The sequence below is a fragment of the Belnapia arida genome (genome assembly GCF_016773205.1).
GTDB classification, from domain to species: Bacteria; Pseudomonadota; Alphaproteobacteria; order Acetobacterales; family Acetobacteraceae; genus Belnapia; species Belnapia arida.
Map to the genome: position 1 here is coordinate 206688 of NZ_JAETWB010000007.1, position 20247 is coordinate 226934.

Below are 20247 nucleotides of genomic sequence, written 5' to 3' on the forward strand. Positions count from 1 at the left end.
TTGCAATTGCGAAGACAGGGCGCCCGCCGGGGGTTGCTCGGAGTGCCTTCGTCGGAACCGCCATGACCGCTACCCCCCTGCCTGACCGCACCAGGCTGGTCTCCCTCCTGGCGACCAGCCTCGCCCTCGCCGCTCCCGCGGCCCGGGCCCAGACTCCCCAGCCGGCGCCGGACGGCGTGGTGGCCATGCCCGAATTGCGCATCGAGGGCACGAGGGAGACCGCGACGGGGCCCGTCCAGGGCATCTCCGCCGAACGCAGTGCCAGCGCCACCAAAACCGACACGCCGCTGATTCTGACGCCGCAGAACGTCACCGTCGTCACCCGCGAGCAGATCGACCTGCAGAACTCGCGCAACCTGGGCGACGTGCTGGGCTACACCGCGAGCGGCCAGGGCATCCTCTCCGACTTCCGCGGTGAGTACGGCACGGTCCGTGGCTTCACGCCCGATATCTACCTCGACGGGCTCCGCGTGCCGGTGCCGGTCACGGCGCACAGCTTCCGCATCGAGCCCTGGGGGATGGAGCGCGTGGAGTTGCTGCGGGGCGCCAACTCGGGCCTCTACGGGCAGGGCAACCTCGGCGGCATCATCAACAGCGTCAGCAAGGCTCCCTATCTCGGCCAGGTCAACCAGATGGCCATCCAGGGCGGCAGCTTCGGCCGCATCCAGGGGATGTTCGATGTCGGCGGCGCCATCGGCGAGAGCAACTCCCTGCTCTGGCGCTTCAACGGCCTGGTCCGCGATGCCGACACCTATGTGGAGGGCGGCCGCGACAACCGCATCTACCTCGCCCCGTCCCTGACCTGGCGGCCGACGGGCGACACCACCGTCACCCTCCTCGCCAGCTATATGCGGGACGATGCCGGCATCACCGGCCAATGGCTGCCCGCCTTCGGCACCGCGCTGTACAACCGCAACGGCACCATCCCGCGCGACCGCGCCACCGGCGAGCCCGGCTGGGACCGCTACCACCGCTCGCAATACGGCCTCGGGGCGCGGATCGAGCACAGGCTGAACCAGGACTGGACGCTGCGCTCCAACCTTCGCGGCACCTATCACGAGCTGGATTACGCCTCCATCTACGGCAACGGCTTCAGCCCGGCGAACCAGCAGCGCAGCATCGCCCGCGTCGCCTCCTACCAGAACCCGACCTACCGAACCTTCGCCATCGACAACCAGGCCGAGGGCCGCGTGGTCACCGGCCCGCTGGAACACACGCTGCTCTTCGGCCTGGACTACCGCGTGCAGGGGCTGCATGCGCGCACCTACTCGGCGGCGGCCGGCGCGCTCGACGTCTTCGCCCCGCGCTACGGCTACCGGCCGGGGGTGCTGCCGCTCACTGCCTCCAACAACCAGACCATCCAGCAGACCGGCCTTTACCTCCAGGATCAGGTACGGCTGGACCGCTGGTACCTGACCCTGACCGGGCGGCAGGACTTCGCCGACACCGCCACGCGCAACAACCGCACCAGCACCAATACCAGCCAGCGGGATGCGCATTTCACCGGCCGCGCCGCGCTGCTCTACGCCTTCGACTTCGGCCTCTCGCCCTATTTCAGCTATGCCACCTCCTTCCTGCCCAATATCGGCACGCTCTCGCCGGCCCGTGGCAGCGGCACCTTCGCGCCCACCACCGGCGAGCAGTTCGAAGCCGGCATCAAATACCAGCCGCCCGGCCGGTCGAGCCTCTACTCCGCCACGCTGTTCCAGCTGACGCAGCAGAACGTGCTGACCGCCGATCCGGCGAACACGACTTTCTCGATCCAGACAGGCGAGGTGCGGGTGCGGGGGTTGGAGCTGGAGGCGCGCCTCGCCCTGACCCCGGCGCTCAACATCCTTGCCGCCTGGACCGCGCAGGACCCGGAAGTGACAAAGACCACCACCGGCAATCTCGGCATGCGCCCGGCCGCGATCCCGGCCCATACCGGCGCGCTCTGGGCGGATTACAGCTTCGGCATCACGGAGGAGCTGCGCATCACCCTCGGCGGCGGCATGCGCTACATCGGCAACACGCTCGGCAACGGCGCCCCTGCGGCCAGCTCGCCGCAATTCCACGTCCCGAGCTTCACCCTGTTCGATGCGGTGGCACGAGCGGATTGGCGGCAATGGCGGCTGGCGGTCAACGCCGTCAACCTCACCGACGAGAACCCCGTCAGTGCCTGCTATACTTACAACTCCTGCAGCTACGGTGCGGGCCGCGCGGTCTACGCCACGCTGAGCTACCGTTGGTAAGCGCGCCGCGGCACCTGTGGCGCTGTCGATGCCCTGCTCGCGGCGCCACTGCCTGGCCTGCCCCGCCTGGGGCGATGCGCTGCCCCCGTCTATGCTCCCTTCCCGCCCGGCAGCGTCGCCGCCCTGAACCGGTCGAGGACGTTGCGGGTGACCTGCTGCGTATAGGCGCAGCCCCGCTTGAGCCCCATGACCCACTCGCAGCTCGCAGCAGTCAGCACCTCGCCCCTGCCGCGCCGCATGGACACCATCATGCCGGAGCCGTGATAGGATTTCGCCAGCGTCTCCTCATTGGCGACGCCGTGGATCATCTCCGCCTTCTCGTACCAGTCATGCGCGCCGACATAGGCGCGGAGCGTGTAGCTCTCGAGCGGCGCCTCGCCCATCACCGCGGGTGTCATGGCGAGGATCTCAACGCTGTCCGGCGTGCCGTCCTTCCCCGTCGGATAGGGCAGGCCGTCGCGGAAGGTGTAGTCGACCCCATCCACCTCGTAGCCAAAGATACGCGCCTCGGCGCCGAAGATGTCGCCATAGCTGAGATCGGTCCCGGCGAAGGCCCAGTGCTCCGGCCGGTAGACGGTGAAGCCCCGGCTGCCGCGTGGGGTAAAGCGGCCCCAATTCGCATAGGTGCCGCCCAGACCATTCACCCCCACCGTGGTGGCGCCGGGCCAGCGGACGTGCCGGTCCTCCCAGGCGCTGGTGAGCCGCGCATCGTCGCCGGTGGCGCGAATGGGGTCCGCCTTGTGAGCATTGCTCTTGTAGCAGACCTGGCGCCGCCCCTCCTCCAGCCGGACCTGCCAGGTGAAATTCGCACCGAACCGGGCGAAATGGCCGCCCCTGTCCACATAGCTCTCGATCGCGAGGCGCATCTCTCGCGTCCAGTATTCGTCATGGCCGACGACGACGACGCAGGCATAGCCGTCCAGCAGCTCCGGGCGGAGGTGCAGGTCGGTCTGGGTGATGGTGTCGAGCGCATAGCCCTCGCGCTCGGCCCAGCCGGCGAAGTGGCGGTCGTATTGCGCCCAGCCGGTCGCCGCGTAGTAGTAGCTGAAGCCGTTGGCGTAGGACCATTCCTTGAAGTCGTAGCGCAGCGGCATCATCGGCTCGGGCGTGGTCGCGCAGATGCGCGGCGCGTTCTCCGGCAGCTTCACCATGCCGCGGGTCCAGGGCCGCTGCAGGCTCAGCAGCGGCGACATCGCGTTGCGCTCCGGGCCGTGGCTGCCGCCATAGTGGTTGGCACCGCCCCAGTCGTTGTAGGCGGTGTAGGTGCAGGTCGGCAGCAGATGCAGCACCCGCCCCGGATGCGCGCCGACCGCAGGCCGCACGACGAAGAAGTGGTGCTGCACGAAGCGGCCGCCCTGATGCCGGGCGACGCTGGACTCGACGAGGTAGAAGCCCGAAGGCAGGTCGGCGGGCAGCGTCCAGCTGTGCAGCACCGGCCAGTCGCAGCCCTTCTCATAGGCCCCCTCCGGCATCGGCGTCGCCCGGCCCGGCAGCCCGTCCTCGCGGTGCACGGTGGCGGGGTGCAGCCCGTCGCGCACCACCTCGATCCGCCACTCCACGGCATTGGTGCTGCCGTGGAACCGCACGGTCTCGCCCGGCGCGTAGGAGATGGCGTCGGTGTAGACGTAGACCTCGTGCCAGTCCGGGTCGTTGCGCGGCGCCTCATAGGGCCGCATCTCCTGCCAGTGGTGGTCGCCCGAGGTGGGATAGATTTTCTTCGGCCCGACATTGACGGTGCTGTCGGGCCGGGCGGTGGGGTCGTCGTAGAGAGGCATCGGGTCAGGACTTCTGCAAGTTGTAGAAGAGCGGGAAGCCTTCGATCAGGCCGGTGACGTTGCTGCGGAAGGCGGTGGGTGGCGTGTAGGCGCCGGTCGGCAGATAGGGGACGTCCTCGAAGGCCTGGAGCTGGATCTGCTCGGTGAGGCGCTTCTGGTCGGCCAGGCTGTCGGCTGCGAGGAACTGCTCGCGCAACGCCTCGATCTTCGGCAGGTCGGGCCAGCCGGAGGTGCCGGCACGCCCCGGCCCGCGGACATAGGACTGCGTCGCCGGGTTCAGCGCGATGATGCCGGGGATGTAGTTGCACCAGGCGCTCCAGCCGCCCTTGTCGAGCCCGTCGCGGTTGTTCATCACCCGCGAGGCGACCGAGCCCCAGTCCGAGGCCTGGTAGTCGAGGTTGAAGCCGACGCGGCGGAACATGTCGCCGGCGATCTCGCTCATCGAGTTCAGCGCGACGAGGTCGGTCGGCACCGCCAGCACCACCTTCTCACCCTTGTAGCCCGCGGCCTGGAGGTTGCGCTTGACCTTCTCGTAGTCGGGCGCGCCGGCCATCGCGTCCAGCCCCGCCTCCGTCGCCAGCTGCGTCCCCGGCAGGAAAAAGCCGCAGCGGTCGTTCCAGAGCGAGCGGTCGTCGCCCATCACCGCCGTCATGTAGTCGGTCTGGTTGATGGCAGGCAGGAAAGCGCGGCGGATCGCCGGGTTGTCGAAGGGCGGCTGCAGGTGGTTGAGGCGGATCATCCCCATCAGCCCGGCCTTGTCCTTCACTGCGACGGTCACGCCGCGGGCACGCCTCAGCAGCGACAGAAGGTCGGCCGTCGGCTGCTCCCACCAGTCGACCTCGCCCCGCTGCAGGGCGGCGCCGGCGGTTGCGGCGTCGGGGATGGTCTGCCACTCCACGCGATCGACCCGGGCGACCTTGCCGCCGGCGAGGAAGCTCACCGGCTCGTTGCGCGGCTTGTAGCCCTCGAACCGCTCGTAGACCGCGCGCGAGCCGGCCATGCGCTCATTCGCCACCCAGCGGAACGGGCCGCTGCCGACGATCTCCGTCACCTGCGTCGAGGTCGGGTTCTTGGCGAAGCGCTCCTGCATCACCGGGCAGTAGGAGGAGGGCTTGGCCAGCGCGGTCGCCAGCAGCGGGAATGGCTTCTTCAGCTTCACCAGGAAGACGCGGTCGGAGACGACCACCATCTCGTCGGTGATGGCGCGGATGTTCTGGCCGAGCACGTCCGCCTTCGTCCAGCGGTCGATGCTGGCGACGGCGTCGCGCGCCAGGATCGGCGTGCCGTCATGGAAGGTCGGCCCCTCGCGCAGGGTGATGCGCCAGGTGTGCCCGCCATCCTCGATGACATGGCCCTCGACCAGCTGCGGCTGTGCGACGTAGTTGGCGTCGAGGCCGTAGAGCTGGTCATAGACCATCATGCCGTGGTTGCGCGTTACCAGCGCCGTGTTGAACACCGGGTCGAGCAGCGTCAGGTCCGACTGCGGCACGAAGCGCACCACGGAGGTCGCCCCCGGCGTCCCCTGCGCGCGCAGCACGCCAGGCCGCGCCAATGCCAGGGACGACGCACCGGCCGCCAGGGCCATGAGATCGCGACGCTTCATGATGCACCTCCGCCTTGCGCGGCGAGTGTGGGGCATAAATCGCGGCTTGGCCAAGCTGGCCCAGTGATTGAATTGCACCAGCCCATTCGCCCGGCAATGTCCACGCGCATTGCCCATCGCCTGGGCAGACGCCCCGGGCTTTGCGCCGGCGCGGGTTGTGCTAGCCTTCGTCTGGCAGCGACGGAGCACGCGATGCGGCAGGGGGTTCGGCGCAGGGCCATCATCGCGGCAGGCCTTGCATGGCCCGCCCGGGCGGAGAGCTATCCCTCGCGGCCGATCCGCCTGATCGTCCCCTTCCCGCCCGGCGGCGGCGTCGACCTCACTGCGCGCCTGCTGGCGGAGCCGCTGCAGCGCGAGCTCGGCGAGACGATCGTCATCGAGAACCGCGGCGGCGCCGGCGGCGTCATCGGCGTGGATGCGATGTCGCGCGCGCCGGCCGATGGCTATACCCTCTCCCTCACCGGCGCGGGCACGACGACGGCGGGGCCGCACCTCCGCGCCCTGCCCTATGACGCGATGGGCCTCGCACACGTCACGCGGCTGGTGCGCATGCCCTTCATCCTCGCCGTGCGCAACAGCCTGCCGGCCAGGACGCTCGCCGAGTTCATGGCGCTCGGCCGCCGCGGCGAGATCCGCTGGGCCTCGGGCGGCATCGGCACCAGCCAGCATCTGGCCGGGGAGCTGTTCAAGCAGATGTCCGGCCTCGCCATGGTGCACATCCCCTATCGCGGCACCGGCCCGGCGCTGAACGACCTCGCCGCCGGGATCGTCGATGCCTATTTCGGCGATCCGGCCACGCTGACGCTTGTCAGGGGCGGCCAGGCACGGGCGATGGCCGTCACCTCGCCCGAGCGCTGGCCGCTGCTGCCGGAGACGCCGGCCGCGGCCGAGGCGGTGCCGGGCTACGAGGCGGAGAATTGGTACGGCCTGGCCGCGCCGCCCGGCACGCCGCAGGCGGTGCTCGACACGCTCTCGGCAGCGATCCGCAAGGTGCTGGCCGACCCGGCAACCGCCGCCAAATTCGACGCGGCAGGGCTGCATCCGGCGCCGCTTCCCATCGCCGAGTACCGCGCCTTCCTGGCGCGCGACACCGAAACCTGGGGCCGCGTCGTCAAGGCCGGCAATATCCGCGTGGATGGCGATTAGCCCATGCTCAGACTGGCGGTCGATATCGGCGGCACCTTCACCGACCTGGTGCTGGAGGAGGATGGGCGGAACTGGTCCGCCAAGCTGCTCACCACCCCCGCCGCGCCCGAGCAGGCGGTGCTGGAGGGCACGCGGCGCATCCTGGCGCTGGCCGGGCGGCAGCCGACGCAGCTCGGCCTCGTCGTGCACGGCACGACGCTCGCCACCAATGCGCTGATCGAGCGCAAGGGCGCCCGTACGGCTCTGGTGACGACCGAAGGCTTCCGCGATTCCATCGAAATCGCCTGGGAGCACCGCTTCGAGCAGTACGACATCCACATGGAACGGCCGGAGCCGCTGGTGCCGCGGCCCTGGCGGCGCGGCGTGCCGGAGCGCGTCGCGGCCGACGGCGCCGTGCTGAAGCCGCTCGACGAGGCGGCGCTGCGCGCCATCGCCGCCGATTTCCGCCGCGACGGCATCGAGGCCGTCGCCGTCTGCTTCCTGCACAGCTTCACGCATGAGGCGCATGAGCGCCGCGCCGGCGGGATCCTGGCGGAAGCGCTGCCGGGCGTCGCCCTTTCGCTTTCCTGCGAGGTGGCGCCCGAGATCCGGGAATACGAGCGCGCCTCCACCACCATCGCCAATGCCTATGTGCAGCCGCTGATGGCCGGCTATCTCGGCCGGCTGGAGAGCGGGTTGCGCGAGGCGGACGTCGCGGCGCCGCTGCTGCTGATGATGTCCTCGGGCGGAGTCACCACCGTCGAGACGGCGCGGCGCTACCCCGTGCGGCTGGTCGAGAGCGGGCCGGCCGGCGGCGCCATCCTGGCTCAGGCCGTCGCAGCAGAGTGCGGGCTCGACCGCGCAGTCGCCTTCGACATGGGAGGCACCACGGCGAAGCTGACGCTGCTCGATGGGCTGGAGCTGCAGCGCTCCCGCCAGTTCGAGGTGGCGCGGGCCTATCGCTTCGTGCAGGGCAGCGGCATCCCGGTGCGCATCCCGGTAATCGAGTTGGTGGAGATCGGCGCCGGCGGCGGCTCCATCGCGCGGCGCGATGCACTGGGCCGCATCCAGGTCGGGCCCGACAGCGCCGGCAGCGTCCCCGGCCCCGCCTGCTACGGCAATGGCGGCACGGAGCCGACGGTGACGGATGCCGATGCGGCGCTCGGCCGCCTCGATCCGGCGCGCTTCGCCGGCGGCAGCATCCCGCTGCATCTCGACCGCGCCGCGGCGACGCTCGCCGGGCTCGGCGAGAATGCCGCCGCCGGCGTCGCCGAGATCGTCGACGAGACCATGGCGAGCGCCGCCCGCGTCCATGCGGTGGAGAACGGCAAGGATACCGCCGAGCGCACGCTGATCGCCTTCGGCGGCGCGGCGCCGCTGCATGCGGCGCGGCTGGCGCGGAAGCTCGGCATGGCGCGGGTCGTGGTGCCGGTCGGCGCCGGCGTCGGCTCGGCCCATGGCTTCCTCCGCGCGCCGATCGCCTATGAAGTGGTGCGCACCCGGCACATGCGTCTCGACGCGCTGGATGCCGCGGCGCTGGAGGCGCTGTTCGCCGCCATGCGGGACGAGGCGGAGGCGGTGGTGCGCCTCGGCGCGCCGGCGGAGGCGCTGGTCGAGACGCGCACCGGCTTCATGCGCTACCGCGGCCAGGGGCACGAGATCGCGGTGCCCATCGACACGCTCGACGCCGCGGCGCTGCGGGCGGGGTTCGATGCCGCATACGCCGCGCTCTTCGGCCGCACCATCCCCCGGCTGGAGGTGGAGGCGCTGACCTGGACCCTGGCGCTGGCCACCCGCCGCCCCCTGCCCTCGCCCGCCGCCGACCCGGGGCCGCGCGCGGCCCCGGCGCCCGCCGCCTGGCGGATGGTGCTCGACCCGGCGACGGGGCTGCGGGAGGAGGCGGCGCTGCATGAGCGGGCGGCGCTCTCGCCCGGCATGGCGATCGACGGCCCGGCGCTGGTCGTCGAGGATGCCACCACCACCGTGGTGCCGCGCGGCGTCACCGCCCGCGTCAACGCCCTCGGGCAGCTCGTGCTGGAGATCGCGCCATGAAGGACATCCGCCTCCAGGTGATGTGGAACCGCCTGCTCTCGGTCGTCGAGGAGCAGGCCCGTGCCCTGGTGCGCACCGCCTTCTCGACCAGCGCGCGGGAGGCGGGCGACATCTCGGCCGGCGTCTTCGACCTGGAGGGGCGGATGCTCGCCCAGGCCGTCACCGGCACGCCCGGCCATGTGAACTCCATGGCCCGCAGCGTCGTCCACTTCCTCCGCGAATTCCCCGTCGAGACGATGAGGCCGGGCGACCATTTCATCACCAACGACCCGTGGAAGGGCACCGGCCACCTCTACGACATCGTCATCACCTCGCCCGCCTTCCATAACGGTAGGCTGGTCGCGCTCTTCTCCTGCACCACGCATGTGGTCGATATCGGCGGGCTCGGGCAGTCGCCGGACGGGCGGCAGGTCTATCACGAGGGGCTGTTCATCCCGCTGCTGCCGCTGGTGCGTCAGGGCGTGTGGGACGAGAGCCTCTTGCGCATGGTCCGCGCCAATGTCCGCGAGGCGGTGCAGGTGGAGGGCGACATCCATGCCCTCGTCGCCTGCAACCTGATCGGCGAGCGACGACTCTCCGCCATGATGGCCGAGCACGGCATCGCCGATCTCGACGAGCTGGGCGCGCATATCATCGAGCGGTCGCGGGCTGGGATGGAGGCGGCGATCCGCGCCCTGCCGCAGGGCAGCTGGGACGGGCACATGCGCATCGACGGCTATGACGCGCCGATCGACCTGCGCGCCCGCGTCACCATCGCGGGCGACCATGTGACGGTCGACTATGCCGGCACCTCCGGCGCCTCGGCCTACGGCATCAACTGCCCGATCTGCTACACCGAGGCCTACACCGCCTTCGGGGTGAAGTGCATCGTCGCGCCCACCATTCCCAACAATGCCGGGACGCTGGACGCGGTGCGGGTAACGGCGCCGGAGGGGACAATCGTCAACGCGCTGCATCCGGCAGCGGTGAATGCGCGCTCCACCATCGGCCACATGCTGCCCGACGTGGTTTATGGCGCGCTGCACCAGTGCATCCCCGGCCGGGTGCCGGCGGAGGGAACGAGCAACCTGTGGAACCTCAAGCTCGGCGCCGGGCATGGCATCACCGGCCCGACCGGGCAGCCCTTCATGGTGACGACCTTCCATTCCGGCGGCGCGGGCGCGCGGCCGCGGCAGGACGGGCTCTCGGCCACGCCCTTCCCCTCCGGCGTCCGCAACGTGCCGGTGGAGATCACCGAGACCATCGCGCCGGTGGTGGTCTGGACCAAGGAGCTGCGGCCGGACAGCGGCGGCGCCGGGCGGCAGCGCGGCGGGCTCGGCCAGGTGATGGAGGTGGAGCATCGGCATGGCGCGCCCTTCGGCATCTTCGCCACATTCGAGCGGGTGCACTTCCCGGCACGCGGGCGCGAGGGCGGGGAGCCGGGCGCGGCGGGGCGGCTGTCGCTGGCCGATGGCACCGTGCTGAAGGGCAAGGGCTTCCAGGTGATCCCGGCCGGCGGGCGGCTGGTGGTGGAGATGCCGGGCGGCGGCGGCTATGGGCCGCCGGAGGAGCGGAGTTCGGCAGCGGCGGAGCGGGACGTCGAAGCGGGGCTTGTCGCCAAGCCCCCGGCGGCCGGATAGCCGGGCGGAAGCCCCTTCGCCGCCTCCCTATACCTCGACCTTCCAGAACATCGGGAAGCTCGATTGCGGCAGGTTCCGCAGCCGGTTGCGGTAGCCGGCCGGGATGGTGAACTGGCCCCAGCTCACTGCCGGGGTCAGCGCATAGGCGACGGACTGGATCTCGTCGGCCAGCTTGCGGCGGGCGGCGAGGTCGGGGGCGCGGGCGAAGGCCTGCAGCAGGGGCGGGATGCGGGCGTCGCAGCTCCAGCCCGTATAGTCGGCGCAGGTGCTGGCGATGTAGAAATGCGTCAGCGGCGAGATCATGTCGATGCCGTTGGCATAGACGGAGAAGAGGTTCCATCCCTCCTTCCGCACCCGCCGGGCCAGCACCGTGCCCCAGTCCATCACCTGCTGCTCCACGGTGAAGCCCGCGGCGCGCAGGTTCTGCGCCAGCACCATGGAGGCGGTCTGGCTGATGCTCGACTGCACCTCCAGCATCACCACCGGCTGCCCGGCATAGCGGGTGCGGGCCAGGGCGGCCTTCGCCTTCTCGAGCGAGAAGTCGAGCGCTTCGGCCCCGGCGCGGCTCTCATAGGGGCTATCGCACATGAAGACGCTGCCGCAGCGCTGAACGGCGAAGCGCTGCGGCACTCCGATCGCCTGCAGTACCGCGGGCTGGTCCACCAGGTTCCAGAGCACGCGGCGGATCTCCGGGTCGTCGAAGGGCGGTGCCGCGTGATTCAGGCGGAAATTGCCCTGGAACATGTGCAGCCCACCGAGGCCCATCAGCGTGATGCCGCGGGCGCGCTCCAGCCGCGGCAGCAGGTCGAAGGGCAGGTATTGCTGGTAGTCGATCTCGCCGGCCATCAGCGCCGTCGCCGCCGTCGCCTGGTCTGGCATGACCAGCAGCGCCAACTGGTCGATCCTCACCGCCTTGCCGCCGGCGAGGAAATCGGCGGGCTCCGGGCGCGGCCGGTAGCCGTCGAAGCGCTCCAGCACCATGCTGCTGCCGGGCCGCCAGAGATCAGCCCGGAAGGTGAAGGGGCCGCTGCCGACGATCTCGGTGATGCGGGTATCGCCCGGGATGCGCGCCAGCCGCTCCGGCAGGATGAAGGGCACCGGCGCGTTCGGTTTGCCCAGCACCTCGAGCACCAGAGGGAAGGGCTCGCGCAGCGTCAGCACCAGCGTCGATGCGTCGGCGGCCTCGAATTGCGCCCCGGCGGCGAGCAGCAGCCGGCCCATGGCATCGCGCGGCGCCCAGCGCCCGAGCGAGAGGGCGCAGTCACGCGCGGTGACCGGTGCGCCGTCATGGAAGCGGAGACCGTCGCGCAGGGTGAAGCGCCAGGTCAGGCCATCGGCCGAGGCCTCGTGGCGGTCCACCATCTGCGGCCGGATCGCGCCGCTGTCGTCCATGGCGAAGAGCGTGTCGAAGACGTGGTAGCCAAAAGTGCGGCTGATGGCGGCGGTGGTGAAATGCGGATCGAGAATCACCGCCTCGGATTCCAGCACCACGTTGAGCGTGGTGGCGGCGCGCGCCGGGCGAGGGCGGACCAAGGTGGCGGCGCCGCCCGCTAGCAGGAGGTTGCGCCTGGTGGAAGGCTGCATGGACCGCTCCCTGTTTCCCTGCGGCCAGCTTAGGCATGGCATGCGGATGCCGTCACCCGCGCTTCATTCGTCAGGGCCGGCATAACCGCTATCCTGCCGCCTCGATCCAGGAGGCCAGGATGAGGCTGAGCGCGCGGAACCAGATCAAGGGCAAGGTGGTCGGCATCGAGAAGGGCCAGACCTCCGGCCATGTGCGGATCGATGGCGACGGAGGCATCGTCATCAGCGCCTCCATGACCCATGCAGCCATCGACGAGTTCGGCGGGGACGCGGTTGCCGTCATCGAGGCATCCGACGTCATGGTCGGGACCAACTAGGATGCGGCGGCGCGGGTTGTTCGCGGCCGCCCTGCTGCTGGCAGCCGCTGGGCCGGATGAGCCGGGCCTCGCGGTCGGGCGGGAGGGGGGCGCGGCGCGGGTGCTGCCGGAAGCCGTGCTGGCGGCGCTGCCGGCCCAGCGCGTCAGCGCCCCGGCCGAGCATGGCGGCGCCGAGCGAGCCTATGAGGGGCCATCGCTCTGGGCGGTGCTGGAGGCTGCCGGCGTCGCCGACCGGCCGCACGACCAGGTGCGGCAGGCCGTGCTGGCGACGGGGCGGGACGGCTATGTCGTGGTGCTGGCGATGGGCGAGGTTTCGCCGGAATTCGCCGGCCGCCCGGCGATCATCGCCCTTCGCCAGGACGGCATGGCCTTGGCGCCGACGCAATGGCGGCTGGTACTGCCGGGAGAGAAGCGCGGCGGCCGCACGGTGCGGGAATTGGAGGGGTTGAGCGTCGCCACCCTGCGCTGAGCCGGGTGTCCTTCGCGGCTTTGCCGCGGAAGGCCGTGCGAGGCCATAGGGGCTGACCCCCCGCAAAGCCGCGTAGCGGTTTGCGGGGAGTTCCTACAGCCGCGCGGCGGCGGCGAAGCCGGCCTCCGCCGCCTCCAGCGCCTCGTCGATCTCGGTCGGGCCATGGGCGCAGCTGAGGAACATGTTGTGCTTCGGGTGGAAATAGGCGCCCGCCCGCAGCGCCGCGGCGCAGAAAGCATTGCCGCGGGCGAAGTCGGCATCGCCCTCTAACAGCACCAGCGGCATCTGCGGCGGGCCGGACTGCCGGATGACGAGGCCGTGCCGGGCAGCGCCGGCTTCGAGGCCAGCGCGCAGCCGCCCGCCCATCGCTTGCATATGGGCAGGGCCATCGCATCGCTGCAACACCGCCAGCGTCGCCAGCGCCGCCGCCATGGGTACCGCGGCACACCAGAAGGAGCCCGTGGTGAAGATGGCGGAGGCGGCTTCGCGGAAGCGCTCCGCCCCCGTCACCGCCGCCAGAGCATGGCCATTGGCGATGGCCTTGCTCCAGGCGGAGAGGTCGGGCCGCACGCCCAGCGCCTCCCAGGAGCCGCCGAGGTCGAGGCGGAAGCCGGCGCGGACCTCGTCGAGGATGAGCGCGGCGCCGGCCGCATCGGCCAGTTCGCGCAGACGTCGGGCGAAGGCCGGGGTCGGCATTTCCTGGTCGCGGCCGAGGTCGTGGCGGAAGGCGGCGACCAGGATGCCGGCCAGGTCGCCCTCCGCCCGGTCCACCGCATTCTCCAGCGAGGCGATGTCATTGTACTCGTAGTGGAGGATGTGCGCCCGGTCCTCCGCGGTGACGCCGACCAGGGAGGGCGAGCACCAGGGTGCGGCGCCATGGTAGCTGCCGCGGGCGGCAAGGATCTTCCGGCGTCCCGTCCCGGCACGGGCGATGGTGACGCAGGCGGTGGTGGCATCGGTGCCGTTTTTCTGGAGGAGGCACCAGTCCGCCGCCGGGATCAGCCCGACCAGCGCCTCGGCCAGTTCCACCAGCACCTCGCCGGGACCGTTCATCGCATCGCCGAGCGCCGCCTGCCGCGCGACGGCCTCCTCCACCGCCGGGTGGCGATGGCCGAGCACGATGGGGCCCCAGCTGCACATGAAGTCGATGACCGTATGGCCGTCCACATCGGTCAGCCGGCAGCCCTCGCCGCTGCGGAAGAATTGCGGGTAGCCGGCCGGCAGGCGGGCGGCGTCGAGATGGCCCCAGAGGCCGCCGGGAATGACCTGGGCGGCGCGCCGGCGCAATGCGGTGTCGATCGAATTCGGCCGGTCGTCCATGGCGCACCTCCACAACTCCCCGCATGATAACCCCGGGAGGAAGAGCCATGCGACGCCAGATCCTTGCCCCGATGCTGCCCGCCAGCCCGGCCATGGCCGACGCAGTGAGGCGCGGATGACCGACCTTGCCGCCGCGCTGCCGAAGCTGGACGGGGCGCTGGAGCTGCCGGGGCTGGCGGCGCCGGTCACTATCCACCGCGACCCGCAGGGCGTGCCGCATCTCCGCGCCGCGACGGCGGGCGACGCCTGGTTCGCGCTAGGCGTCGTCCATGCGCAGGACCGGCTGTTCCAGATGGACCTCACCCGCCGCCGGGCGACGGGGCGGGCGGCCGAGTTCCTCGGCCCGGCGGCGGTGGAGGCGGATGCGCTCGCGCGCCGGCTCGGCGTGGAGCGGGCCTCGCGGCGCGACTATGCGGCGGCGGCGCCGGAGACGCGGGCGATGCTCGACCGCTATGCCGAGGGGGTGAATGCGCTGATCGCGTCGGACACCCCGCTGCCGGTCGAATACGCACTGCTCGGCGAGCGGCCGGAGCCCTGGGAGGGCTGGCACAGCATCGCGGTGATGCGCCGGCTCGGCCTGCTGATGGGCTCCGTCTGGTTCAAGCTCTGGCGCGCGGCGGCGCTGCCGGTGGTGGGGGCGGAGCAGGTCGGCAAGCTGCGCTACGACGACGGCGGGGTGGATGCGCTCATCATTCCGCCGGGCGTCGAGGCCAAACGGTGGGAGGCGACGCTCGCCGAGCTGGCGCCGGGCGTCTCGGCGCTGCTGGAGGCGGCGGCGCCGGATGCGGCGGGCGGCGGCAGCAACAACTGGGCGGTGGGGCCGGGGCGGAGCGCGACGGGCCGGCCGGTGCTGGCGGGCGACCCGCACCGGGTCTTCGAGATCCCGAACATGTATGCGCAGCATCATGTCGCCTGCGACGAGTTCGATGCCATCGGGCTGACGGTGCCGGGCGTGCCGGCCTTTCCGCATTTCGCCCATAACGGCCGCGTCGCCTGGTGCGTGACGCATGCCTTCATGGATCTCTTCGACCTCTTCGTGGAGCGGTTCGACACCACCGCGGCGCATACCCTGTTCCGCGGCGAATGGCGCCCTGCGGCGCGGCGCCACGAGACGGTGGCGGTGCGCGGGGCGCCGCCGCGCGAGATCGAAATCATCGAGACGCATCATGGCGCGGTGATCGCGGGCGACCCGGCGCGGGGGACGGCGCTCGCGCTGCGGACAGTACAGACGGCCGAAACCGACCTGTCCTTCGATTGCCTGCCGCGCATGCTGCGCGCCGGCTCGGTGGATGAGCTTTATGCGGCGACGGCGGGCTGGGGGCTGATCGACCACAACCTGGTCGCGGCCGATACCGCGGGGCATATCGGCCAGCTCGTCCGCGCCACCCTGCCCCGCCGGCCGCGCGCCAATGGCTGGCTGCCGGTGCCGGGCTGGACCGGTGAGCATGAGTGGGAGGGGTGGATCCCGCATGCCGAGATGCCGCGGGTGATCGACCCGCCCGGCGGCGTCATCGTCACCGCCAACAACCGGGTCGTGGCGGATGACCATCCCGATTATCTCTGCACCGACTGCCACCCGCCCTATCGCGCCCGGCGCATCGCCGAGCTGATCGCGGCCGGCGAGTCGCTCACCGCGGCCGGGGCGGCGGCGGTGCATGCCGATGTGCTCTCGCCCAATGCGCTGCTGCTGCGGAAGCGGCTGACGGCGCTGGCTCAACCGGCGGAAGCCGATGCGGCCCGGCTGCGCGCCCTGCTGCTCGGCTGGGATGGGCGGATGGCGGTGGGCAGCGAGGCGGCCACGGCCTATATCGCCCTGCGCCGCACTCTCACCGCCCTGCTGGTCGAGCGGAGCGGGCTCGCCGGGGTTGCCAGCCATCCCTATCTCGCCGTTCCGCCCGGCGTGGTGCCGATGAACCAGCTCTGGTGGTGCCTGCCGCGCCTGCTGCGGGACGACGACACGGCACTGCTCGGCGGCTGGTCCTGGGCTGAAGCCTTGGCCGAGGCGTTGCGCCGCGCCGCCGCAGAGCCGCTACGGCCCTGGGGCGAGGCCCATGCGCCTCGCTTCGCCCATCCGTTGACGCCGCTTTTCCCCAAAGCAGGGCTCGACCCGACGGCGCGGCCGCTGGGTGGCGATGGCGACACGGTGCTGGCGGTGGGGATGCTGCCCTCGGCCGGCCCCGCCGCTACCTACGGGGCGCTGGCGCGCTATGCCTTCGATGTCGGCGACTGGGACAACAGCCTCTGGGCGGTCTTCCACGGCGTCTCCGGCCGGCCGGGCAGCCCACATTACGCCGACCAGAACGCCGCCTGGTCCGACTGCCGGATGGTGCCGATGCGCTATACTTGGGCGGCGATCGAGCGGGAGGCCTGCGCGACCCAGGTGCTGCGGCCGTCGAGACAAGGAGGACGCCCATGACACTCCCCCGCCGCGCGGCGCTCGCGCTGCCCGCCCTCATGCTGGCCAGGCGGGCCCATGGCCAGCCGGCCTTCCCAAGCCGGCCGGTGCGGATCATCGTGCCCTATACGCCGGGCGGCGCGTCTGACATTGCCGCCCGGCTGCTGGCGGAGCACCTGCCATCGGCCTGGGGCCAGCCCGTCGTGGTCGAGAACCGCGCCGGGGCCAATGGCATCGTCGGCACCGAGGCGGTGGCCAAGTCGCCGGCGGACGGGCACTCGCTCGGCCTCGTCTCGGTGAACCACGCGGTCAACGTGCCGCTCTACCGCACGCCCTTCGACACCTTACGCGACATCGCGGCGCTGACGGTGGTCTATACCGTGCCGCTGGTGCTCGTGGCGGCAACCGACTTCCCGGCCAATACCCCGCAGGAGCTGGCCGCCCTGGCGCGGCAGGCGCCGGGCAAGGTCAGCTTCGCCGGTACGGGCGGGGCGGTGCATCTGGCCGCCGAGATGTTCGCCAGCCGCGCGGGCGTGGAGATGACCCATGTGCCGTATCGCGGCAGCACGGCGGCGCATCCCGACCTGATGGCGGGGCGCATCGGCGTGATGTTCGACACCCTGCCGGCGGTGCTCGGCCATGTGCAGGGGGGCAAGCTGAAGGCGCTCGCGGTTACGGCCGCCCGGCGGGTGGAGGTGCTGCCCGCGGTTCCGACCGTCGCCGAGAGCGGCTTTCCCGGCTACGAAGCGGCGACCTGGGGCACGCTGATCGGCCCTGCCGGCATCCCAGCCCCGGTGGTGCAGGCGATCGCCGACGCGACTGCCAGCGCACTGCGCATCCCCTCGGTGCGGGAACGCCTGATGGGACTCGGCGCCGAGGTGGTGGGCAGCACGCCTGACGAAGCCCAGGCTTTCATCGCCGCCGAGGTGGCGAAGTGGTCCGAGGTGGCGGCAAAGGCCGGGATCGAGCGCCAGTAGCGCCCCGGTCCCGGCCTATATCATAGCCTACGCCGCAGGCAGCGGTGGCGGGGCCATGCCGGCCAGCAGCGCTGAGCGCGCCGCGGTGAGGATGCCGGCGCCCCCCCGTTCCGGCCGCAGCACCAGCAGCAGCAGCGACCGGCCGGTGACGATATAGGGATGGCCAAACTCGAAGGGTTCCGGCTCATCTAGGTCCGGCCGGTTGGTGTCGATGAGCAGCAGCCAGCGCTGGCCGGCCGGCGGCTCGGGCAGCGAGAACTCCACCGCCTCGTGATGCGAGTTCAGGATCATCAGGAGCGTGGCGTCCGAGCCGGGGCGGCGGACGCCGGTCGGCTGGGCGCGGCCGTCCATCAACACCCCGAAGCAACGGGTGTTCGGGTCCTCCCAGTGCTGCCCGTCCATCTCAACCCCATCCGGCGTGATCCAGGTGGCGTCCTTGATCTCCAGTTCCTCGTTGTAGGCACCACTGAGGAAGCGGCTGCGGCGCAGCATGGGGAAGGCCTGGCGCAACGCGATCAGCTTGCGAGTGAAGGCGGCGAGGCCACGGCCCTCGGCATCGATGCCGGCCCAGTCCACCCAGTTCAACTCGTTGTCCTGGCAGTAGGTGTTGTTGTTGCCTTGTTGGGTGCGGCCGAATTCATCGCCCGCGAGCACCATCGGCGTGCCCTGCGAGAGCAGCAGCGTCGCCATCATGTTGCGCTTCTGCCGCTCGCGCAGCGCCTGGATTTCGGGGTCGTCGGTCGGACCCTCGACGCCATGGTTCCAGGAAAGGTTGTCCGAATGGCCGTCGCGGTTGTCCTCGCCATTCGCCATGTTGTGCTTGTCGTTGTAGGAGACGAGATCATTCAGCGTGAAACCGTCATGCGCCGCAATGAAATTGACGCTGGCCCAGGGCTTTCGGCCGCGGCGGTTGAACTTGTCGCCGGAAGCAGTAAGCCGGGTCGCGAGCTCCGGCGCCATGCCCTCGTCACCCTTCCAGAAAGCGCGGACAGTATCGCGGAAGCGGTCGTTCCACTCTGCCCAGCCGGGCGGGAAACCGCCGACCTGGTAGCCGCCCGGGCCGATATCCCATGGCTCGGCGATCAGCTTGACGCGCGACAGCACCGGGTCCTGCCGGCAGGAATCGAGGAAGCCGCCGCCCTCGTCGAAGCCATAGGGCTCGCGCCCGAGGATGGTGGCGAGGTCGAAGCGGAAACCGTCGACTCGCATCTCGGTTGCCCAGTAGCGCAAGCTGTCCGTCACCATCTGCAGTACGCGCGGGTGCGAAAGGTTCACCGTGTTCCCGGTGCCCGTGTCGTTGATGTAGTAGCGCGGCTCGTCGGGCATCAGCCGGTAGTAGCTGGCATTGTCGATGCCTTTGAAGGACAGCGTCGGTCCGCGCTCGTTGCCCTCGGCGGTGTGGTTGTAGACGACGTCAAGGATGACCTCGAGGTTCGCGTCATGCAGCCGCGCCACCATCTCCTTGAACTCGGAGAAAGCGAAGGCCGGGTTGCGGGCATAGCGCCGCGCCGGCGAAAAGAAGCTGATAGTGTTGTAGCCCCAGTAATTGGTGAGACCTTTGTCCACCAGCGGTCCGTCATTGACGAAGGTATGGACCGGCAGCAACTCGACCGAGGTTACGCCAAGGCCACGCAGATAGGCCACCACCTCGGGCGCGGCGAGCCCGGCATAGGTACCGCGCATCTCCGTCGGCAGGTCGGTGCGAAGCTGGGTGAAGCCCTTCACATGGGTTTCGTAGAAGATGGTGCGGTCCCAGGGGACTGCCGGGCTGCGCTCCCGCCCCCAGGTGAAAGCCGGATCGATGACGCGGCATTTCGGCATGAGCTTGGCGCTGTCGCGCTCATCGAAGGTGCGGTCATCCTCAGTCTCGAGCTTGTAGCCGAAAACTTCAGGACCCCAGGTCAAGTCGCCGACAATGGCACGCGCATAAGGGTCGAGCAGCAGCTTGTTGGGATTGAAGCGATGGCCTACCTCCGGCTCATAGGGGCCGTGGACGCGATAACCGTAGATCGTGCCGGGCCGCGCTTCGGGCAGGTAGCCGTGCCAGACTTCGTCGGTGTACTCCGGCAGCTCGATCCGCTCAATCTCAGTCTCGCCGGCATCGTCGAAGAGGCACAGCTCGACCTTCGTCGCATGAGCCGAGAAAATGGCGAAGTTGACGCCAAGCCCATCCCAGGTCGCGCCCAGGGGAAAGGGCATGCCTTCGCTGATGCGCGACCGCCGTCCGACCTGCGGTGCCGGCATCTCGACCCGGTTACTCATGCTTCAGCACCTCTCCTCATCGCCGCAGCACAACAGTGCGACGATCTTTTCGTTCCCGCGCTGGGCGCGCTTTCACGGCGGCTCAAGGCTAGACGGCGAAAAGGCCCGCCGCATGGGCGTGATGGGCAGGGTCCGTAGCGGAAGATGGACGGTAGGGGTGCAAGGGTGACAGGCATCCAATGTCTTTCCGCCCGTTTGCCCGCGCAAGAATGTCCCCTTCAACTCAAGCCTCAGAAGCAGATTCCGTCGTCCAAGACGGGACCTCTTCACAGCGAGGAAGATGGCGCTACCGGACAGGCCAAGATCGCTGATCGTCCATCGGACGCGAAAAACCCCCAGACACGGTGAGTGCTGGGGGTTTATGGGATGCGGGGACAGGATTTGAACCTGTGACCTTCAGGTTATGAGCCTGACGAGCTACCGGGCTGCTCCACCCCGCGGTGGTATGGTTAGTATCCTGGGATCCTGTTGGGTGGCCCGGCGGCGACCGACTCTCCCGCAGCTTGAGCTGCAGTACC

The 20247-nt window shown here is 70.4% G+C and carries 13 protein-coding genes and 1 tRNA gene; 8 read left to right on the top strand and 6 right to left on the bottom strand.

Annotation, left to right across the window (positions count from 1 at the left end):
* Positions 1 to 62: 62 nt before the first annotated feature.
* On the top strand, positions 63 to 2231 hold the full coding sequence (locus JMJ56_RS16745) for a TonB-dependent siderophore receptor (protein ID WP_202832901.1): 2169 nt from the start codon (positions 63 to 65) through the stop codon (positions 2229 to 2231).
* An 89-nt stretch (positions 2232 to 2320) separates the two neighbouring features.
* On the opposite strand, the gene JMJ56_RS16750 is transcribed toward JMJ56_RS16745, so the two are convergent.
* Both JMJ56_RS16750 and JMJ56_RS16755 read right to left on the bottom strand, forming a co-directional pair.
* Positions 2321 to 4006: a N,N-dimethylformamidase beta subunit family domain-containing protein gene (locus JMJ56_RS16750; RefSeq protein ID WP_202832902.1), complete on the bottom strand. Its 1686-nt coding sequence runs from the start codon at positions 4004 to 4006 to the stop codon at positions 2321 to 2323.
* A gap of 4 nt (positions 4007 to 4010) precedes the next feature.
* A complete protein-coding gene (locus JMJ56_RS16755) occupies positions 4011 to 5609 on the bottom strand; it encodes an ABC transporter substrate-binding protein (protein WP_202832903.1) in 1599 nt (532 codons plus the stop codon).
* 192 nt (positions 5610 to 5801) lie between these two features.
* On the opposite strand from JMJ56_RS16755, the gene JMJ56_RS16760 reads away from it, so the two are divergent.
* Genes JMJ56_RS16760 through JMJ56_RS16770 form a run of 3 tightly spaced genes read left to right on the top strand, consistent with a single transcriptional unit; the run spans position 5802 to position 10405 of the window.
* On the top strand, positions 5802 to 6755 hold the full coding sequence (locus tag JMJ56_RS16760) for a Bug family tripartite tricarboxylate transporter substrate binding protein (RefSeq protein ID WP_202832904.1): 954 nt from the start codon (positions 5802 to 5804) through the stop codon (positions 6753 to 6755).
* Positions 6756 to 6758: 3 nt separating this feature from the next.
* Positions 6759 to 8786 carry a hydantoinase/oxoprolinase family protein gene (locus tag JMJ56_RS16765; protein WP_202832905.1) on the top strand — a complete coding sequence of 676 codons (2028 nt, stop codon included), beginning with the start codon at positions 6759 to 6761 and terminating at the stop codon, positions 8784 to 8786.
* Positions 8783 to 10405, top strand: coding sequence for a hydantoinase B/oxoprolinase family protein (locus JMJ56_RS16770; protein ID WP_202832906.1), 1623 nt, complete (start codon positions 8783 to 8785; stop codon positions 10403 to 10405). Before JMJ56_RS16765 ends, JMJ56_RS16770 begins: the two co-directional genes overlap by 4 nt.
* A 27-nt stretch (positions 10406 to 10432) precedes the next feature.
* On the opposite strand, the gene JMJ56_RS16775 is transcribed toward JMJ56_RS16770, so the two are convergent.
* Positions 10433 to 11989 carry an ABC transporter substrate-binding protein gene (locus JMJ56_RS16775; RefSeq protein WP_202832907.1) on the bottom strand — a complete coding sequence of 519 codons (1557 nt, stop codon included), beginning with the start codon at positions 11987 to 11989 and terminating at the stop codon, positions 10433 to 10435.
* 119 nt (positions 11990 to 12108) lie between these two features.
* On the opposite strand from JMJ56_RS16775, the gene JMJ56_RS16780 reads away from it, so the two are divergent.
* Positions 12109 to 12306, top strand: a complete 198-nt coding sequence (locus JMJ56_RS16780) for a TOBE domain-containing protein (protein WP_202832908.1) — start codon at positions 12109 to 12111, stop codon at positions 12304 to 12306.
* 1 nt (position 12307) lies between these two features.
* Positions 12308 to 12775, top strand: coding sequence for a hypothetical protein (locus JMJ56_RS16785; protein ID WP_236037826.1), 468 nt, complete (start codon positions 12308 to 12310; stop codon positions 12773 to 12775).
* A 93-nt stretch (positions 12776 to 12868) separates the two neighbouring features.
* Here the strand turns inward: JMJ56_RS16785 and JMJ56_RS16790 are convergent, their stop codons facing one another.
* Positions 12869 to 14095: an aminotransferase class III-fold pyridoxal phosphate-dependent enzyme gene (locus JMJ56_RS16790; RefSeq protein ID WP_202832910.1), complete on the bottom strand. Its 1227-nt coding sequence runs from the start codon at positions 14093 to 14095 to the stop codon at positions 12869 to 12871.
* Positions 14096 to 14210: 115 nt separating this feature from the next.
* On the opposite strand from JMJ56_RS16790, the gene JMJ56_RS16795 reads away from it, so the two are divergent.
* Positions 14211 to 16511: a penicillin acylase family protein gene (locus tag JMJ56_RS16795; RefSeq protein ID WP_202832911.1), complete on the top strand. Its 2301-nt coding sequence runs from the start codon at positions 14211 to 14213 to the stop codon at positions 16509 to 16511.
* Entirely contained in the window at positions 16508 to 17467 is a 960-nt protein-coding gene (locus JMJ56_RS16800) for a tripartite tricarboxylate transporter substrate binding protein (RefSeq protein WP_202832912.1), read from the top strand. The genes JMJ56_RS16795 and JMJ56_RS16800 overlap by 4 nt, the downstream gene beginning before the upstream one ends.
* Before the next feature lie 27 nt (positions 17468 to 17494).
* Here JMJ56_RS16800 and glgX read toward each other — a convergent pair whose 3' ends face one another.
* Together glgX and JMJ56_RS16810 are read right to left on the bottom strand one after the other, a co-directional pair.
* Positions 17495 to 19729 (bottom strand): glycogen debranching protein GlgX, encoded by a 2235-nt coding sequence (gene glgX / locus JMJ56_RS16805; RefSeq protein ID WP_202832913.1) that lies wholly within the window; start codon positions 19727 to 19729, stop codon positions 17495 to 17497.
* A gap of 366 nt (positions 19730 to 20095) precedes the next feature.
* Positions 20096 to 20169: transfer RNA gene (locus JMJ56_RS16810), tRNA-Met, on the bottom strand.
* Positions 20170 to 20247 lie beyond the last annotated feature (78 nt).

Coding starts and splice junctions, on each gene's coding strand:
- JMJ56_RS16745 (WP_202832901.1), top strand. CDS start 63: ATGACCGCTACCCCCCTGCCTGACCGCACCAGGCTGGTCTCCCTCCTG.
- JMJ56_RS16750 (WP_202832902.1), bottom strand. CDS start 4,006: ATGCCTCTCTACGACGACCCCACCGCCCGGCCCGACAGCACCGTCAAT.
- JMJ56_RS16755 (WP_202832903.1), bottom strand. CDS start 5,609: ATGAAGCGTCGCGATCTCATGGCCCTGGCGGCCGGTGCGTCGTCCCTG.
- JMJ56_RS16760 (WP_202832904.1), top strand. CDS start 5,802: ATGCGGCAGGGGGTTCGGCGCAGGGCCATCATCGCGGCAGGCCTTGCA.
- JMJ56_RS16765 (WP_202832905.1), top strand. CDS start 6,759: ATGCTCAGACTGGCGGTCGATATCGGCGGCACCTTCACCGACCTGGTG.
- JMJ56_RS16770 (WP_202832906.1), top strand. CDS start 8,783: ATGAAGGACATCCGCCTCCAGGTGATGTGGAACCGCCTGCTCTCGGTC.
- JMJ56_RS16775 (WP_202832907.1), bottom strand. CDS start 11,989: ATGCAGCCTTCCACCAGGCGCAACCTCCTGCTAGCGGGCGGCGCCGCC.
- JMJ56_RS16780 (WP_202832908.1), top strand. CDS start 12,109: ATGAGGCTGAGCGCGCGGAACCAGATCAAGGGCAAGGTGGTCGGCATC.
- JMJ56_RS16785 (WP_236037826.1), top strand. CDS start 12,308: ATGCGGCGGCGCGGGTTGTTCGCGGCCGCCCTGCTGCTGGCAGCCGCT.
- JMJ56_RS16790 (WP_202832910.1), bottom strand. CDS start 14,095: ATGGACGACCGGCCGAATTCGATCGACACCGCATTGCGCCGGCGCGCC.
- JMJ56_RS16795 (WP_202832911.1), top strand. CDS start 14,211: ATGACCGACCTTGCCGCCGCGCTGCCGAAGCTGGACGGGGCGCTGGAG.
- JMJ56_RS16800 (WP_202832912.1), top strand. CDS start 16,508: ATGACACTCCCCCGCCGCGCGGCGCTCGCGCTGCCCGCCCTCATGCTG.
- glgX (WP_202832913.1), bottom strand. CDS start 19,729: ATGAGTAACCGGGTCGAGATGCCGGCACCGCAGGTCGGACGGCGGTCG.